Here is a 16,511-nt window from a genome sequence, read left to right as displayed (position 1 = left end):
CGTGACCGGGGCGGCCGTGCGCGGCTACCCCGGTCACAGCCCCGGCACGTGTCCCGGCGGATCAGCCCGCCGTGGTGATCGAGTCGTGCGTGATGCCCTGCGCGCGGCGCTTGTTCAACCGGTTGCGCTGCGGGATCACCGTGTACTTGGGGTCCTTCACGGACTCCTTGCCGGCCCAGAACACACCGAAGCGTGTGAGTGCGGAGGACGAGACGAGGGCGAGCCCCGAGGCCGCGGCGACCCAGCGTCGTCGTCCGCCGAGCAGTGCGCCCAGCCCGCCGAGCACCGAGAGACGCTCGCTCCACTCCATCCACTGTCCGGGCCTGCCCTGCTCCAGCGGCTCCACCGTGACGGGGTCCATGGCGTCCTTCATCACGTGCATGGCCACGAGCTCCCCGGCGACTCCGGCGACCGCGAAGAACCGGGCGGGCCCGGCCTGCGCCACCGGCGTGGTCATCATGGCCAGTCCCCCTGACGCCAAGGACGCCGAGCTGGCGAACACAAAGGCCAGGTGCCCGTGCATCTCGTGCCACGTGGGGACGGCGGTGTCGCTCAGCAGCATGGCAGTGTAGGTGGCCATCGGGGCCCCGAGCACGCCTGCGGCCACGCTCGTGGGCAGCTCCGCGGCGTGCAGCACCGGACGCAGCGGGCCCAGCGGCAGCCGCTCCCCCGTTATCCGGTCCACCTCCACTGCCGCGGCAACCCCCGCGTTCGTGGAGAACGAGGCGAGAACCCACGAGCCCACGCTCATGGGCGAGGTGGGCTTGAACGTGCGCATCATGTGGAGGAAGCGTTCCGGGCGGCCGAGATCCGCCACCAGGAGAACCCCGCCGAGACCAGCGGCCGTGAGCGCGGACAGTCGCGCGTTGCGGCGCAGCGCGGGCTTATCGGTCAGGTACCCGCCGAGGGCGAGGATGGCCGAACCCCCGGACAGTCCGCCCAGGAACAGGTAGGAGGCGATCTTGGAGTCCCACGGCGGCGCCTTGACGATCGGGCGGCCGTAGTAGGAGGTGAACTCGGTGTCCGGCACCATGGGCATCTCGCGGGAACCGTCCCCGCCACCGCGACGGAACGCGCCGCCGCCCGGTCCACGGTTCCGGCGGCGCCGCTTGCGCCGAGGCTCCTCGGGCGGCCGGTAGCTGTCGTACGGGGAGATGCTCATGAGCGGTCACCCACCGTGAACGCCGCCGCTCCGAGGGCCAGCATCCCCATCACGGCCACGCCCGCGCGCTTGTACATGCGGTGCAGGTCCTTGGTGGGAACCTGGGGATCCGGCGGAAGCCCGTAGACCTCCGGCTCGTCGAGCAGCAGGAAGATGGACCCGGTTCCACCCACACCGTCCTGGGGATTCGCGCCGTACAGCCGTGCCTCGGTCCTGCCCTGCTCGTGCAGCTGGGCCACCCGCTGCTGGGCCGTGGCGAGCATGCTCTCCCGCTCCCCGTACTTGATGGACGTGGTGGGGCACGCCTGCGCGCACGCCGGGGTTTGGTCGTTCTTCATGCGGTCGTAGCACAGCGTGCACTTCTGGGCGATGCCGTCCTGTGGAACCTTGACGGTGTCCGGCATGGGCGGCGCACCCCGCTGGGTCTTCGGCTCCACCAGCCCGTCGTTGCGGCGCTCGATCACACCGAACGGGCACCCGGCCACGCACGTTCCGCAGCCGTTGCAGATGTCCTCCTGCACCACCACGGTGCCGTACTCGGTGCGGAACAGCGCCCCCGTGGGGCACACGTCCAGGCATCCGGCGTGGGTGCAGTGCTTGCACACGTCCGAGGACATCAGCCACCGGAAGTCGGGGGTGTCCAGCACCGGGGAATCGTCCCCACCGGTGGCCGCCGCGGGAGCCGCCCCGCCACCGGGCGAGCAGCCGCAGCCGCCCGCCGATCCGCAGCCCACCGGCGCGGTGACGCCCGGTGTGGACCGGGACGGGCACGCGCCACCGGGCCCAGCGGCGTCGTCCGCCGGGACGGCTCCGCACGCGCACCCTGGCCCCGCGGCATTGTTCGCCGGTGCCGTACCGCCCGCGCACCCCGCGGCGTGGGCCGCAGCGGGGACGGAACCGCATGCGCAACCGCCCGTGGCAGGGGCGGGCGACGCCGCCGGCGGACCCACGCGCGGCATCCCCAGGTCCACGAGCGCGCGCCCGGACTCGCGGGCCCGCTCGATACGCTCCTGGGACTGCTCGATGAACGCCACGTGACGCCAGGTGTCGGCGCCCAGACCACCGGTGTTGTCGTAGGAGGAGCCCAGGATCTCGTAGTCCGAGTCCACCGGGTTGCGGTTCCACTCCTTGCACGCCACCTCGCAGGCCTTGCAGCCGATGCAGATGGACGTGTCCGTGAAGAACCCGCGCCGGTGGTGCGGATGCTCCCAGTAGGTGTCGTCCGCGAAACTGGGGGTGGGTGTGAGGTGGTCCGTGCTCACTGCTCTTCTTCCTGGTCCGTCGCGGGGGTGTCCGGCCGCCAGGCCGTGGACTGTCCCGCGATGTCCCCGCTGTCGCGTCCTCGCAGCGGATCCTGGTTGAGCTCCCGCTCCGGATCCGTGATGCGTTCCATGCCCGTGCGCACGGTGAGCCCGGCCCGCTCCTGGTACTCGCGCACCAGCTCCAGCCGCGCCTCGCCGCGCGGCCGGCGGCCCGGGACGATGTCGCACGAACCCGTCTTGAAGTTCTGGATCTGCACATTGGGGTCCAGCGTGATGCCCAGCAGGTCGTTGGCGCCGTCACCCGTGACCACCGCGTCCGAGCCCGCACCCCAGTGGTACGGCAGACCGATCTGGTGGATGGTCCTGCCCGCCACGGTGAGCGGCGTCATGCGGTCCGTGACCAGCACCTTGACCTCGATCGCGGAGCGCGGCGAGATGATGGTGGCCCACCCGTACGGTTCCAGCCCCTTGAGCTCAGCGAGCTCCGGGGAGATCTCGCAGAACATCTCGGGCTGCAGCTCGGACAGGTACGGCAGCCACCGGCTCATGCCACCGGCCGTGTGGTGCTCCGTGAGCCGGTAGGTGGTGAACACGAACGGGTAGACCCCGGTGCCCGGCGCCTCCCCGCTGGGCGCGGACAGGTTGTCCTCCCGCGGGAACATGATCCGCGCGGGATTCTGCTGCTGCGCGTACAGCGGGTTGTCCACCGGGGACTCCTGCGGCTCGTAGTGCGTGGGCAGGGGCCCGTCCATCATGCCCTTGGGCGCGAAGAGCCAGGCCTTGCCGTCCGCCTGCATGATGAAGGGGTCGTCACCGGCAAGGGCGTCCGGCCCGGTTGCCTCCGGGCCCGGCCGCGCGGAGGGCTCACGATCCAGCGGGAAGTCCGGATTGTCCTTGCCGGTCCACAGCCCCTGCTCCTGGTCCCACCACACGAGCTTCTTGCGCTCGCTCCACGGCTTGCCCTCGGGGTCCGCCGAGGCGCGGTTGTAGAGGATGCGGCGGTTCGCGGGCCACGCCCACGCCCACTGCGAGGCGATCTCGTCCTGCTGCCACCCGGGCACGCGCATGGCCGCCCGGTTGACGCGGTCCGCGTAGATGCCCGTGTAGATCCAGCAGCCACCGGACGTGGAGCCGTCCGTGCGCATCTGGCCGTAGTTGCTGAGCGGCTCACCCGCCTGCTCCCCGGTCTCGAAGCGGCCGTTGATCTCGGCCAGCACGGACACCGGGTCCACCTCACCCTGCTCGTCCAGCGGGTAGTCCCACGTGAGGTCCAGCAAGGGCCGGTCCCGGGGGTCCGTGGAGTCCGCGAGGCGTTCGCGGATCCGGTTGCCGAGCTCGAAGAAGAACTCGAGCTCGCTCTGGGCGTCCCCCGGCGGTGCCACGGCCTGGTGGCGCCACTGCACCAGACGCTGGGTCTGGGTGAAGGAGCCGGACTTCTCCACGTGCGTGGCCGCGGGCATGAAGAAGACCTCGGTGTCGATGTCCTCGGTCTTCAGCTCGCCCGAGGCGATCTCCGGACCGTCCTTCCACCACGTGGCGGACTCGATCATGTTGAGGTCCCGCACCACGAGCCATTTGAGGTGGGACATCCCCATGCGTTGCAGCCGCCCGTTGGCCGAACCCACCGCGGGGTTCTGCCCCAGCAGGAAGTACCCCTCCACCTGGTCCTTGAGCATGGACATCAGCGTCTGGTAGGTGCCGTGGGCCCCGTTGATCCGCGGAATGTAGTCGTAGGCCCAGTCGTTCTTGGCGGTGGCGGCATCCCCCCACCAGGCCTTCAGGAGGTTGACCGAGTACGCCTCAGCATTCGCCCAGTAGCCCTTCTGGCTGGTGGTGCGGATGCCGTCCACGTACTCCGAGAAGCTCTGCGCGGTGACCGAGGGCATGGGCAGGTACCCGGGCAGCAGGTTGAACAGGGTGGGGATGTCCGTGGAGCCCTGGATGGTCGCGTGCCCGCGCAGCGCCATGATGCCGCCGCCCGGGCGGCCCATGTTGCCCAGCAGCAGCTGCAGGATCGAGGCCGTGCGGATGAACTGCGCACCCAGCGTGTGCTGTGTCCAGCCCACCGCGTACGCGAAGCACGTGGTGCGCTCCCGCCCGGAGTTCTCCGTGACGGAGCGGGCGAGGTAGTCGAAGTCCTCCTCCGAGATGCCGCAGGTCTCCCGCACCATCTCCGGGGTGTACCGGGAGAAGTGGCGCTTGAGGATCTGGAACACCGTGCGCGGGTGCTGCAGGGTCTCGTCCCGCACCGGCGTGCCGGAGCCCACGGGGGCGCCGCCGCTGCCGTACTGCTGACCGCCGGCCTCCGCGCGCTCCTGACCCCCCTGGTTGCCCTCCTCGTCGGCCCGCTCCCCGTGGTCCTCGCCCTCGGTCTCGTAGCCCCAGGACTTCAGGTGGTAGGTGCCGGTCTCGGGGTCGTAGCCCGAGAAGATGCCGTCGAGGTCCTCGGCGTCCTCGAAGTCCTCGCTGACGAGGGTGGCGGCGTTGGTGTAGTGCAGCACGTACTCGTGGAACCAGAGGTCGTTGCTCAGGACGTGGTTGATCAGCGCCCCGAGCAGCACGATGTCCGAGCCCGCACGGATGGGCAGGTGCTTGTCCGACACGGCAGAGGTGCGCGTGAACCGCGGGTCCACGTGGATCACGCGGGCGCCGCGTGCCTTGGCCTCAGTGACCCACTGGAAGCCCACGGGGTGGCACTCGGCCATGTTGGAGCCCTGGATGACGATGCAGTCCGCGTTGGCCATGTCCTGCAGGGACTGGGTGGCGCCGCCGCGCCCGAAGGAGGTTCCCAGACTGGGAACCGTGGCGGAGTGTCAAATCCGGGCCTGGTTCTCGATCTGCACGGCCCCCGCCGCGGTGAACAGCTTCTTGATCAGGTAGTTCTCTTCGTTGTCCAGGGTGGCGCCGCCCAGGGACGCGATGCCCATGGTGCGCCGCAACGGCCGCCCCTGCTCGTCCGCGTCCTGCCAGCCGCGGCGTCGGGACTCCAGGAAGCGGTCGGCGATCATGTCGATGGCCGTGTCCCGGTCCAGGGGCTGCCAGTCGGCGGCGCCGGGCGCACGGTAGAGGACCTGTGTCTGGCGGCCCGGGGAGTTCACGAGCTGCTCACTCGCGGAGCCCTTGGGGCACAGGCGACCACGCGAGATCGGCGAGTCCGGGTCACCCTCGATCTGGATGACGCGCTCGTCCTTGACGTAGACCTTCTGTCCGCAACCCACGGCGCAGTACGGGCAGATGCTCTGCACCACGCGGTCCGCCGTGGCGGTGCGCGCGGTGATCTCCTGGGTCCTGCGGGACTGCACCGCACTGCTGCGGCCTGTGTGGTCCCCGGTGCGGAGCTGGCGGATGACCGGCCACTCCAGCGGGCTGAATCTGGACATGCGCCCAGGATAGACCCGTGGTCCGACAGTCACAGGTACCACGTGTGTGCCATGGTCAAAACGCCCCCGGCGCGTACCCCGGCCACTGCCTGTCCCACGGTGCACACCCGTGGCGGCCGGGGGTCGTCCCGGCCACCACGGCCGTCCCGTTCGGGGCCCGCGGCGGCGTCCTCCCGGGGTGGAGCCGGCGGGCATCTACTCCATGGGATCGGTGGGATCCTGGGCACCGTCCTGCAACGAGCGCTCGACCTCGCGGTCCGCCTGGGGGTCCGCCACGAGGGCCTCGACCTCCGGGGCTTCCGTCCCGAGCGCGGCCCCGGGGTCGGAGTCCCCCACGGCGATCTGCTCGATGTCCGCCTCTTCGGGGTGCTTCAGGGGATCCGCGTCCTCACCCCACTGGGCGTCGTCCTCCTCCCATGCGGAGTCCTCGGCACCCGTGGTCTCGATCAGGTCGTCCTCGCGGAACGTGTCCCCTGCGGCCTCCGGGTTGTCCAGAGGATTGGGATCCGGGATGGGCTGCGTCATGCGGTGCTCCTTGCCAGGTTCTCGTCCGACGCGCGGTCACGCGCACCGTCAGACTACGGCGCCACCGGGGCCGCGCTCCACCCGCTGCCGCCCCGCCCCGGGGGTGGGCCTGCCTGGGCCGGCGACGCCGCTCGGTGGCCGATCTGCCCGGCAGCCGCCCGGACCTCGTCGCTGTCCACGAACGGAACCCGTGCACCGGGCGGGCCGATCTCCATCCAGCGCTCGTGGCCCTTCCCGTACAGGGCCACGGTGTCCTGCGGGCCCGTGAGTTCCAGAGCCGTCCGAATCGCGTCCCGACGGGTGGGCGCCTCCACGACGTACGGTACGGGCTGCCCCGCGGCACGCAGCCGTTGCACTGCGGCGTCGACGCCCCGCATCACGGCCGCACGGATCGCTGCGGGATCCTCGGAGCGGGGGTTGTCGTCCGTGACCACGACGACGTCCGCGCCGGACTCGACCACCGCTCGCCCGGTGAGTTCGCGCTTGGACGTGTCCCGGTCCCCGCCGCTGCTGGCGGTGACCACGAGGCGGCCCCGGGTCCTGGCGCGCAGCGCGGACACGGACTTGGCGGTGGCATCGGGCGTGTGCGCGAAGTCCACCAGCACCGTGGGCCATCCAGGCCCCAGGTCCACCCGTTCCATGCGGCCGGGCACGCTCACCGGTCCGTCGAGCGCACGGGCCACCTCCTGCAGCGGGTGCCCGGCACCCAGGAGCATCAGCGCGGCCAGCGCGGTGTTCACGCGGTTGTGCTCCCCGGGCAGGGGTGCACGCAGCCGCATGGGGCCCCGTGGACCGTGCAGCTCGAACCCGTCCGCGCCCTCGACGCCGGCGAGGTGCCAGGTGGCGGCGCCCCCGGGCCGGGTACCCAGGGTCACGGTGGGCAGTCCTCTCCGGCGGGCCAGGCGGTCGAGGCGCCGCCCGGCGTCGTCGTCCACCACGATCACCGCGCGTGCCGCGAACTCCGGCGTGAACAGCCTCGCCTTCGCGTTGAAGTAGGACTCCATGTCCCCGTGGTAGTCCAGGTGCTCATGGGTCAGGTTGGTGAAGGCCACAGTGTCGAAGCGCACGCCGTTGACGCGCTCCTGGTCCAGGGCGTGGCTGCTGACCTCCATCACGGCCGACCGGTTGCCCGCCGCACGCATCCTGGCCAGCAGGTCCTGGACGTGCGGCGCCGAGGGTGTCGTCATGCGACTGGGCCCTCGCTGCGTGCCCACCACGGTCTCCGGGGTGCTCACGAGCCCGGGATGCTGCTCCAGACGTCGCAGGGCAGCTTCGAGGATGTAGGCCGTGGTGGTCTTGCCGTTGGTTCCCGTGACACCGAAGACGGGCAGGTGGTGGGAGGGGTGGCCGTTCAGGAGCGAGGCGAGTGGTCCCAGCACGGCACGGGGATGCTCGGCGACCAGCAGCGGAACCCCCGGGTCGCGGCCGATGGACCGCGCCCCTGCGGCGTCGGTGAGCACCGCGCCCGCTCCTGCGGCCACTGCCTCCGCGACCTTGCTTGCCCCGTGGTGGTGGCGTCCCTGCAGCGCCACGAAGAGATCCCCCGGGCGGACCTCCGTGTGGACTTCCGAGACGCCGAGGATTCTGACGTTCCCGGCCTGCTCCGCGGCACTGTCGCCCGCACGCAGCTCGGCACCCGCACAGGCCGTCAGCTCCGCAACGGTCCGGCCGTGCACCCCGCACGTCCCCATGGCACGGCTCCCCTCTCGACGGTGGTGGACCCGGCACCCGCCGGATCATCAGACTACTGATGGAAGCGCGGGAAGGGCCCCGGGATATTCCAGGACCGCGCTGGCACGGCGCGGTGACCCCGCGGGGCCGACATAATTCCATGCAATGACATGTGGAGATTGCACAAGCGAACGAAAGCGGGCACCCTGATCCTGACCGTGAGAACACGGGTCCAGGACTGCTCAAGGGGCCACCATGCAACGATTTCGGACACTCACCGCGGCATCGGCGCTGCTGATTCTCGGGGTCGGTTCACTCACCGCGTGCGGGTCCGACTCGTCGAACGAGCCGCAGTCTGCTGCCACCAGCGCACAGGTGGCAGGCCCGACGTCGGGCATTCGTTCGCAGGCGGCGTCGCCAGCACCCGAGGAGTCGTCGGAACCAGCCGGGCAGCCGACCCCGGAGCGCACCACGGAATCCGCGCCAGAGCCGACCAAGGAGTCTGGCGCGAAGAGCGCCTCGGCAAGCGCTCCGGCCGGTCAGGAAACGTGCGGTGCGAGCGGCGCCGAGGCCGCCGTGAGCGCGCATCTGGCGGATGTGCCGGGCGTCGCCGATCCCTCGTCCTGGACCGTTGAGGACAGCGATGGCTACGATTCGTGCGCAGATCTCTCCTGGATCACCCTGATCGGCGGCGGAACGGGCTCGTCCCCGCGGCAGCAGATGCTCTTCCACCAGGGCGACTACCTGGGCACCACCACGTCCAAGCCCATCGGCTTCCACCCCGCTACGCAGCGGCTCACCGACTCCTCCATCCAGGTCACCTACACGTACGTGGAGGGGGACGAGAGCAACGCAGAGGCCCGCGGCCGAGCCGTCTCCACCTACACCTGGAACCCGGACACCGAGTCCATCGACCACGCTGGCGAGTGGCCCCCGGGCATCGGCTGACGCCCGGTGACGGGCCACCGTCCAGAAGTGTGACCCAACCGTGATCTCGAGTGGAACCGCCGCCTGACGTGCGGCGAGACAGATCCCGCCCCATGGCGGACAGACGACGATCCCTCCGGTATCGGCGTTTGCTATTGCACATCCAGCGCCGAGCTCCCAGTGCGGACTTCGAGGCGAAGGTGGAACGCGTTAACGACGCCAACCTCAGGGTCACCTACCGGTACCCGCTTGAGGGAGACGCCAACGCGGCGCCCCGGGGCCAGGCTGTCTCCGAGTTCTACTACGACGAGGAATCCGGCAGCGTGGTGCACACCGGCGAGTTCCCGCCGCAGTAACTCCAAGAAGGCGCGTGCCAGTCACGCACCCGGGCCCCCTGGGGCGACGGGCGAGCCGCTCTCACGCGTGCAGGGCCACCCACCCCACCGGTGGGCGGCCCTGCACGCGTGCGGAAGGGAAGCTCACCCTCCCGGGCGGGTGCGGGTTCGCCAACGGGCTGCGGCTTCCTTCACGCGCCCTCGCGCCACCCTCAGGGCCACCAGAGCGTCCACGGGGCGGTGCCACCACCGGGAGCCATACATGTCCCGCACGTACTCCTGTGCGCGTGAGCTCTCTTCACCCAGCATCTGCTGGAACTGCCCCTCAGAGCTGGTCACACTCACCTCGCTGCGCACTCGGGGTCCCATGAGCGCCCAGTTGGGCCACGGCTGGTGGAAGAAGAGCCAGTCGTCCCCGCCCCACACCTTGAGGTCCTCGGGGATGGGCACGTAGTTCTCCCTGCGCAGGCACATGAACATGCCGAAGCTGTTGCCGATCAGGTTGCTCCCGGCCACCCGCAGCCTGGGGCGCGTGGCGTGCTCGCGGTTGAGGAAGGTCCCCTCCAGGGCCAGGATCCCCCGGCGCGGCTTCACCACGAATTCGGCGGCGACGTCGAGGACCACGGGGTCGAACAGGACATCGTCGTTGATGATCGCCAGATACTCCGCCCGCGCTTCCCGCACCCCCAGGTTCCAGGCCGGGTTCACGTAGATGTTCCGTTCCTGCTGCAGCACGCGCACATTCTCCCGGCCGAAATCCAGCGGGTCCGGGTGGTTGTTGACCACGATCACCTCGAGGACCGTGGGATGCACGGCGCACAGCTCCACCAACTCGGGCAGCTCTCGCGAACGCTGCAGGGTGGGAATGATCACGGAGAAGATCTGTGCGGGGGCCACTCATCCCACCTCAGTGCCGGGTGCCTGCTCCCCGCCGGCCGGATCCAGGTGTCGAACTCGACCACCACGACCCGCAAGACGATGTCGCAGCCTGCGGATGGCCAGCACCCACTCCTCAGGGCGGTGCCACCACCGCCATCCCACCTCGTCACGCAGATAGCGCTCACAGATCCGCCCGTCGTGCTCCAGGAACGGCGAAAAGGTCGCGTCGGACGATGTGGTCCCCACCTCGGAGCGGATCCACGGGCCCATGATCACCTTGTTCGGCCAGCGCTGACTCATGTAGAGGACGTCGTCCCCGCCCCAGATCTTCATCTCCTCCGGGATCGGCACGTAGTTGCTCTTGGGCATGCACATGAACATGCCAAATCCCGAGCAGATCAGATGGTGCGAGGCGAGGCGGATCTTGGGCGGGAGGGACTCGGCCCGGTTCATGTGCAGTGGATCGATGCCCACGAGGCCGGTGAACGGCGCTGTCACGGCTCGAGCCGCAAGGTCCAGGAGCGCCGGGTCGAACAAGACATCGTCGTTGATGATCGCCAGATACTCCGCCCGCGCTTCCCGCACCCCCAGGTTCCAGGCCGGGTTCACGTAGATGTTCCGTTCCTGCTGCAGCACGCGCACATTCTCCCGGCCGAAGTCCAGCGGGTCCGGGTGGTTGTTGACCACGATCACCTCGAGGACCGTGGGATGCACGGCGCACAGCTCCACCAACTCGGGCAGCTCTCGCGAACGCTGCAGGGTGGGAATGATCACGGAGAAGATCTGTGCGGGGGCCACGCCCCGATCGTAGTGCTTGCTTCCCGCAACCCCGAGGCTCGTAGCGCCGTGAGGCGCGCCGCGACCGCTCCCACACGGTGGCCCCAAGTCCCCGGGCTCCGGGTCACTGCGTCCCCGGGCGGCGCCGTGACCTGTGACACGATGGCCAGAAGGAGCACGCCGTCGTGAAGGAGAGCCATGGACCCGGTGAGAACGCTCGTCACGGCCGCGGCGGCGTCGTACACGGCGAACTGCGCCCTGGGCGGCTCGGTGGCCCTCGGCCTGCTCGACACCTCGAACGTGCGCTGGGTCCACCACGGCCTGTACATCGCCACCTCGTCGCTCACTGCGGCCGCGTGCGCCGCCGGGCTGAGGGCGCGTTCGACGACGCCGCTCGCGCTGGCCCCTGCCCTGGCTCCCCTGTTCCTGCTGCAGCGCCACGGCGCCCGTCCGCTGCGGCGACACACCCGGGACGCCATCGCGGCGGCCCCCTGCTACGTGGCCGGTCTCGTGCTGGCCTGGAGGTGAATCGTGGAATTCCTGGATGTCGTGTTCAACCGGCGGACCACCAACGGTCCGTTCCGACCAGACCCGGTGAGCCCCGAGCACCAGCAGCTGCTGATCCGTGCGGCCGCCGCCGCACCGTCCCAGTTCAACAGCCAGCCGTGGCGGTTCGTGCTGATCGAGGACCGGGACACCATCGAGACGGTCGCCCGCATCAGTGGCGAGAGCATGACCGAGGTGATGGGCGCGGGCACGTTCTTCGACCGGTACAAGAAGTACTTCCGGTTCAGCCAGAAGGAGATGGACACCCTGCGCAGCGGCATGCTCTTCGACAAGCTGCCCGCCCTGCTGCGCCCGTTCACCTCCCGGGCGTTCACACCGTCCGGGCAGGCCCTCATGAACAGGCTGCGCGTCCCGCAGACCCTGGGTGAGGAGAACCGCAAGCTCGTGGCGGGCTCACCCCTGCTGATCGGGGTGATGCTCGAACGCGGCGAGTACCGCCCGGAGGAGCTCTCGGGGTTCTACTCCGTGTTCAGCATGGGCGCGGCCATGGAGAACCTGTGGCTGACCACGGTGGAGCTGGGCATGGGCATCCAGTTCGTGTCCTTCCCCATGGAGGCCCCGCACCAGTGGCAGCGGATCGTGGACATGCTGCACGTCCCGGACGACCTGGAGCTCATGGCCGTGTACCGGCTGGGCTACGTGCCCGAGCACACGCACCGCCCCGCGATCGACTGGTCCAGCCGCGAGCGCAAGCGCCCCTCCCAGTTCGTGTTCCGTGAGACCTGCGACACCCCGCAGCAGGGCTGGGACCAGGACACGCGGCCCGGCTCCGCCTGAGTCCTGCCCGGTGGCACCGGCTACGCGCGGCCCCGGCCCGTCCGGGGCGGCATCGTCTCCGGTGCGCGGTGCACCGCGAGCAGCCGGAAGAACCGCTGCCCCACGGCCTGCCAGCCAGGGGGTAGAGCCGTGGCCAGCTCGGCGGGAGTGTGGCTGCGCCGGATCGAGAGCAGCCCGTCGAAGCGCACGAAGGTGCGGGCGCGGGCCAGGGGCAGCGTGGCCACCCAGTAGACGAGCCACGCCGCGCGGCTGCGGCGCAGGTCGTTGTGCACCGCCACCCCGCGGGCCAGTGCCTCGGAGTCGGAGAGCACCCCGGCCAGCTCCGCGGGGGTGAGGTGGTGCAGCATGTGGTTGGAGATCACCACGTCGTAGCTCTCCCCGGCCTCCATCAGCGCGCCGCTGGCCACCGTGCGGTAGGTGATTTCGGCCCCCCGGTCGTGGGCCGCGGCCCACCGGGTGGCCCGCTCGTCGGGGTCGATGCCCGTGACCCGCACGTCGAGTCCGTCCCGGTGAGCCCAGCGCGCAACGGCCCGGGCGACGTCCCCGCCCCCGCACCCCACGTCCAGCACCGTGGCCGGGCGTCCCTGCCGCGCGGCCGCCCGCAGGGCGGGTCGCAGGTGCCGGCGGTACACCGGGCGCCAGGACGCCACGAGCGGGTTGATCACCCCAAACAACCGGTAGGTGTTGTCCAGGGCCACGGGATCGCACGCGGGGTCGTCCATGAGCTCGGGCTCGCCCACGGACCGGCGGTGCAGGAGGAGATCCATCAGCGCTGCGCGGCGGGGAGCAGCCGGAGCAGGGCGGACTCGATGCTCAGGCCCGGCCCGAACGCCATGGCCGCCACGTGCCCGGACATTCCGGTGTGCAGCAGGCGGGCCAGGACGAAGAGGATGGTCACACTGCTCATGTTCCCCGCATCGCGGAGCACCGCACGCGAGGGCGCCATCTGCTCGGCGCTCAGCCCCAGCCGGGACTCCACCTTGTCCAGGATGCTGCGCCCGCCCGGGTGAACGGCCCACTGCGGGATGTCCTCCACAGCGAGACCCGTGCGCCGGAGCAGGGGCGCGAGGGCGTCCGTCACGTGGTCGTCGATGATGCGGGGCACGTAGGTCCCCAGGATCATCTCGAAGCCCTCGTCCCCCACGCTCCACGCGAGCTCGTCCTCGCCCACGGGCGCCAGGGTGGTCTCGAAGTCCACGAGCTCGAGTGCGGCGCCGGGGACGGCGACGTCGCGCGCGGTCACCACAGCAGCGGCCGCGCCGTCCGCGAACAGGGCGTTGCCCATCACGGTGTCGGGATCGTTGCGCACGTGCAGGTGCAGGGTGCACAGTTCCACGCACACCACGAGCACCACGGCGTCCGGGTCCGCGCGGCACGCGGTCGCCGCCGTCTGCAGCGCGGGGAAGGCCGCGTTGCACCCCATGAATCCCAGGTGCACACGTTTGACGTCCGCGGGCAGCCCCAGGTCCTTGGCCACACGCACGTCCGGGCCCGGCGCGAAGAACCCGGTGCAGGACACCGTGACCACGTGGGTCACGTCCGCCGCGGTGATCCCGGGGCCGACGCCGCTCAGCGCCGCCCTGCCCGCGGCCACGAACAGCTCCCGGGCGTTCCGCGTGTAGATCTGGTTCCTGGCGTGGGTGCCGGGTGAGAGCAGGTGACCGGTGACGGGATCCACGAACGGCGACGCCGCGGCGTCGTCACCCGGGGGTTCCCCGTGCGGCGTCCGCGGGGGCGTCAACTGCCCCCGCTCCCGGTCGTCCTCCGGGCCAGCGGTGGGAGCGTGCGACGCGCGGGCGGTGGCCTCCGCCAGCTCGGGGAGCACGGTGTGGCGCGTGGCCACCCCGGCGCCGTCGAACGCGGAGCGCACGAGCCGCGAGCCCAGGCGCGTCATACCCGGCTGCCCCGCGAACAGGCGGGTGACGTCCTCCTGCCGGATGACGGTCTCGGGGACCACGGTCTCAATCGACAGCATGCGAACGGTCATGCCCCATGGTAGGCACCGCGGCCGTGGTTCCGGTCACCCGCCGGGGCGGGCGGGCGGTCTGACTAGCCGAGGACGGAGTGGGCGATGAGCTGGTCCAGTGCAACGACGTCGATGCCGCGGCCCACGTTGATCTTCATGACGCCGGCGCGCGTCCAGAGCTGGATCTCCGCGTTGAAGTCCAGGGTCCCGGCGTTCTCCGTGGACCACATGCTGATGCTGGAGTAGGGAATGGACACCGTCTCGATCTTCTTGCCGCGCAGCCCCTGGGCGTCCCGCACGATCAGACGGCGGTTGGTGAACGTGGCGGTGTCCCGCACGGTCTTGAAAGAGGCCACGGGGACCTCACCGGCCACCAGGAACGGGGCCATCTCGGCGGGGAACTCCACGTGGGAGAGGAAGGTCCACACACTGTTCGGGGTCGTCTCCATGGTGATCGGGCTCCTCTTCTCGGCCCGTTCGGAGCCGGTCACTGGTGCGGTCGGGGTGAGCGGGTCCTGTGGCTCGCCCTCATAGGAACCGTCCCACGGGAGCCGCCACGGCACCTGGTGGCCAGCTGGATGCCACCTGGTGGTGCGGCGAACCGTGGAACGGCAACGGGCCGCGCCCGCACGGTGCGAGCACGGCCCGGTCAGGTCCGCAACGACTCCGATGCGATCAGAGGTCCACGACCTCGTTCTCACCGTCCACGGTGTTGCCGGTGACCTTGGCCTTGATCAGGTTGGCCACCTGGGTGACCTTGCTGCCACCCGGGGTGTCCCAGTACTCGGCGGTGTCCGCGTCGATCTCGATGAGCACGTTGTTGGGGTTCTCGGGGCCGCCCTCCAGCCAGGAACCGGTGAAGGAGCTCCACAGCTCACGCAGCTTGTCCGTGTCGTTGACGATGCGTGCCTTGCCGCTCAGCGACACCCAGGCACCGTTGCCCGAGTAGGCCACGTTCACGTTCGGGTTCTTCTGGATGTCCATGCCCTGGTCGGAGGCGCGCTCCGCGATGAAGCGCACCGTGCCGTCGAAATCGACCTCCTGCGTGGCCATGGGCTTGGAGACCAGGCGGCCGTTCTCGTCCACGTGGGTGAGCATGGCGATGCGCGTGCCCTTGATGATGTCGCGGACCTTCTGGATGTTCTCGTTGCTCTCTGCCATGGCACTGCCTTTCGTCGTGACCAATCAGTTCGACCGCAGCCCTCGAAGTGCTCGATTGCTCGCGCAGAACGGGGCGGCGTTGGTCATCAGTCTATTGATCAGTGACCTTCCCCACGAGGAGTTGGCCGCCAGCGGAATCCTCTCCCACCTGCTCGCCATCCTCCGCCGCATCACGACGCCGATCGGCCGCCTTTCCGCCGCCCGCTCAGCCCACGGCGTCCCACGGCACGTGCTCACGGGCCGCTCGACCTCCCGGGCTCAGCGGTTCTAGGCTGGACGAACGGCCTGCCGACCAGTGACGCCGACCCCCGCGAGCCGCGCGGCGTCGTCGTCCTCCGGGGGCCGGAACCCGCCGAGCCGCACCGAGAGGACCGCCGCCGTGGCCCGAACCCCTGCGCAGACCGTGGACGCGCTGCTGGAGCGGCACGGCCGCACATACGCGCAGGAGGCGGGGATCGAGCTGCGGGACGCTCCCGCTCCTCTCTACCAGTTGCTCGTGCTGGCCAATCTGCTCTCCGCCCGGATCGGGGCACCCGCGGCGGTGGCCTCTGCCCGCGCGCTGTTCGACGCCGGGTTCCGCACCCCCGAGGCGATGCGAAACTCCTCCTGGCGCCAGCGGGTGGCCGCCCTGGGCCGTGGCGGGTACAAGCGCTACGACGAGCGCACCTCCACCATGCTGGGCAACGGCGCGGACCTGATCCTGGACACCTGGGGCGGTGACCTGCGAGCGCTGCGGGACGCCTCCGACGACGCCTCGGGGATTCTCCGCCGGCTGCAGGATTTCCCCGGCATCGGGCCCACCGGCGCGTCCATCTTCGCGCGTGAAGCACAGGGCGTGTGGCCGATGCTGGCTCCGCACGTCGACAAGAAGGCGCTCGCCGGTGCCCGCCGCGTCGGCCTGCAGGAAGACGCCGCCGCGCTGGCGGACCTCGTGGACCCCGAGCAGCTGCCCGTCCTGGCCTCCGCACTGGTGCGAGTGGCCCTGGACCGCACGAAGGGCGACCCGTTGGGATAGGCCACGGTCTGCTCGCACGCCCCTCTGCAGATCCCTCCGAAAGGCCACCGCACCGTGTCCTGCTCCTCACCCCACACCGCTCCGGCACCCGCGTGCCCTGACCGCCG

The 16,511-nt window shown here is 70.5% G+C and carries 17 protein-coding genes; 6 read left to right on the top strand and 11 right to left on the bottom strand.

What is annotated here, in order from left to right:
• Positions 1-61 precede the first annotated feature (61 nt).
• The 5 genes from nrfD to QL985_RS02030 form a co-directional block, all read right to left on the bottom strand.
• The gene (gene nrfD, locus QL985_RS02050) at positions 62-1,162 is read right to left on the bottom strand and encodes an NrfD/PsrC family molybdoenzyme membrane anchor subunit (protein WP_290147476.1); all 1,101 of its coding nucleotides are present in this window, start codon (positions 1,160-1,162) and stop codon (positions 62-64) included.
• On the bottom strand, positions 1,159-2,424 hold the full coding sequence (locus tag QL985_RS02045; RefSeq protein WP_290147474.1) for a 4Fe-4S dicluster domain-containing protein: 1,266 nt from the start codon (positions 2,422-2,424) through the stop codon (positions 1,159-1,161). Before QL985_RS02045 ends, nrfD begins: the two co-directional genes overlap by 4 nt.
• Complete coding sequence (gene fdh, locus QL985_RS02040) at positions 2,421-5,804, bottom strand: formate dehydrogenase (protein WP_290147472.1); 3,384 nt, start codon at positions 5,802-5,804, stop codon at positions 2,421-2,423. The genes QL985_RS02045 and fdh overlap by 4 nt, the downstream gene beginning before the upstream one ends.
• A gap of 195 nt (positions 5,805-5,999) precedes the next feature.
• A complete protein-coding gene (locus QL985_RS02035; protein ID WP_019309529.1) occupies positions 6,000-6,329 on the bottom strand; it encodes a hypothetical protein in 330 nt (109 codons plus the stop codon).
• Positions 6,330-6,382: 53 nt separating this feature from the next.
• Positions 6,383-8,020, bottom strand: a complete 1,638-nt coding sequence (locus tag QL985_RS02030; protein ID WP_052239319.1) for a UDP-N-acetylmuramoyl-L-alanyl-D-glutamate--2,6-diaminopimelate ligase — start codon at positions 8,018-8,020, stop codon at positions 6,383-6,385.
• A 556-nt stretch (positions 8,021-8,576) separates the two neighbouring features.
• Here QL985_RS02030 and QL985_RS02025 point away from each other — a divergent pair.
• Both QL985_RS02025 and QL985_RS02020 read left to right on the top strand, forming a co-directional pair.
• The gene (locus QL985_RS02025) at positions 8,577-8,948 is read left to right on the top strand and encodes an LppP/LprE family lipoprotein (protein ID WP_053069398.1); all 372 of its coding nucleotides are present in this window, start codon (positions 8,577-8,579) and stop codon (positions 8,946-8,948) included.
• Between the two features lie 92 nt (positions 8,949-9,040).
• The gene (locus QL985_RS02020; RefSeq protein ID WP_121566608.1) at positions 9,041-9,283 is read left to right on the top strand and encodes an LppP/LprE family lipoprotein; all 243 of its coding nucleotides are present in this window, start codon (positions 9,041-9,043) and stop codon (positions 9,281-9,283) included.
• 123 nt (positions 9,284-9,406) lie between these two features.
• On the opposite strand, the gene QL985_RS02015 is transcribed toward QL985_RS02020, so the two are convergent.
• Positions 9,407-10,159, bottom strand: coding sequence for a glycosyltransferase family 2 protein (locus QL985_RS02015; protein ID WP_121566609.1), 753 nt, complete (start codon positions 10,157-10,159; stop codon positions 9,407-9,409).
• The gene (locus tag QL985_RS02010; protein ID WP_052239317.1) at positions 10,160-10,939 is read right to left on the bottom strand and encodes a glycosyltransferase family A protein; all 780 of its coding nucleotides are present in this window, start codon (positions 10,937-10,939) and stop codon (positions 10,160-10,162) included.
• Positions 10,940-11,116: 177 nt separating this feature from the next.
• On the opposite strand from QL985_RS02010, the gene QL985_RS02005 reads away from it, so the two are divergent.
• Together QL985_RS02005 and QL985_RS02000 are read left to right on the top strand one after the other, a co-directional pair.
• Positions 11,117-11,446: a hypothetical protein gene (locus QL985_RS02005; RefSeq protein ID WP_019309534.1), complete on the top strand. Its 330-nt coding sequence runs from the start codon at positions 11,117-11,119 to the stop codon at positions 11,444-11,446.
• A gap of 3 nt (positions 11,447-11,449) precedes the next feature.
• The gene (locus QL985_RS02000; protein ID WP_121566610.1) at positions 11,450-12,262 is read left to right on the top strand and encodes a nitroreductase family protein; all 813 of its coding nucleotides are present in this window, start codon (positions 11,450-11,452) and stop codon (positions 12,260-12,262) included.
• 20 nt (positions 12,263-12,282) lie between these two features.
• Here QL985_RS02000 and QL985_RS01995 read toward each other — a convergent pair whose 3' ends face one another.
• From QL985_RS01995 to QL985_RS01980, 4 genes are all read right to left on the bottom strand, one after another.
• Positions 12,283-13,029, bottom strand: a complete 747-nt coding sequence (locus tag QL985_RS01995) for a class I SAM-dependent methyltransferase (RefSeq protein WP_121566611.1) — start codon at positions 13,027-13,029, stop codon at positions 12,283-12,285.
• Entirely contained in the window at positions 13,029-14,249 is a 1,221-nt protein-coding gene (locus QL985_RS01990) for a type III polyketide synthase (protein ID WP_039101699.1), read from the bottom strand. Before QL985_RS01990 ends, QL985_RS01995 begins: the two co-directional genes overlap by 1 nt.
• A gap of 62 nt (positions 14,250-14,311) precedes the next feature.
• Positions 14,312-14,677: a PH domain-containing protein gene (locus QL985_RS01985; protein WP_019309538.1), complete on the bottom strand. Its 366-nt coding sequence runs from the start codon at positions 14,675-14,677 to the stop codon at positions 14,312-14,314.
• A 226-nt stretch (positions 14,678-14,903) separates the two neighbouring features.
• On the bottom strand, positions 14,904-15,389 hold the full coding sequence (locus tag QL985_RS01980; protein WP_102613227.1) for a pyridoxamine 5'-phosphate oxidase family protein: 486 nt from the start codon (positions 15,387-15,389) through the stop codon (positions 14,904-14,906).
• Between QL985_RS01980 and QL985_RS01975 the strand changes: the two genes are divergently transcribed.
• The gene (locus QL985_RS01975; protein ID WP_128973300.1) at positions 15,388-15,660 is read left to right on the top strand and encodes a hypothetical protein; all 273 of its coding nucleotides are present in this window, start codon (positions 15,388-15,390) and stop codon (positions 15,658-15,660) included. The genes QL985_RS01980 and QL985_RS01975 overlap by 2 nt on opposite strands.
• A gap of 108 nt (positions 15,661-15,768) precedes the next feature.
• Positions 15,769-16,404 (top strand): endonuclease, encoded by a 636-nt coding sequence (locus QL985_RS01970; protein WP_047978507.1) that lies wholly within the window; start codon positions 15,769-15,771, stop codon positions 16,402-16,404.
• The last annotated feature ends 107 nt before the right edge of the window (positions 16,405-16,511 follow it).

It is taken from the genome of Kocuria sp. APC 4018 (assembly GCF_030407675.1).
GTDB classification, from domain to species: domain Bacteria; phylum Actinomycetota; class Actinomycetes; order Actinomycetales; family Micrococcaceae; genus Kocuria; species Kocuria rhizophila.
This window is presented reverse-complemented; position numbering and strand designations above follow the sequence as displayed.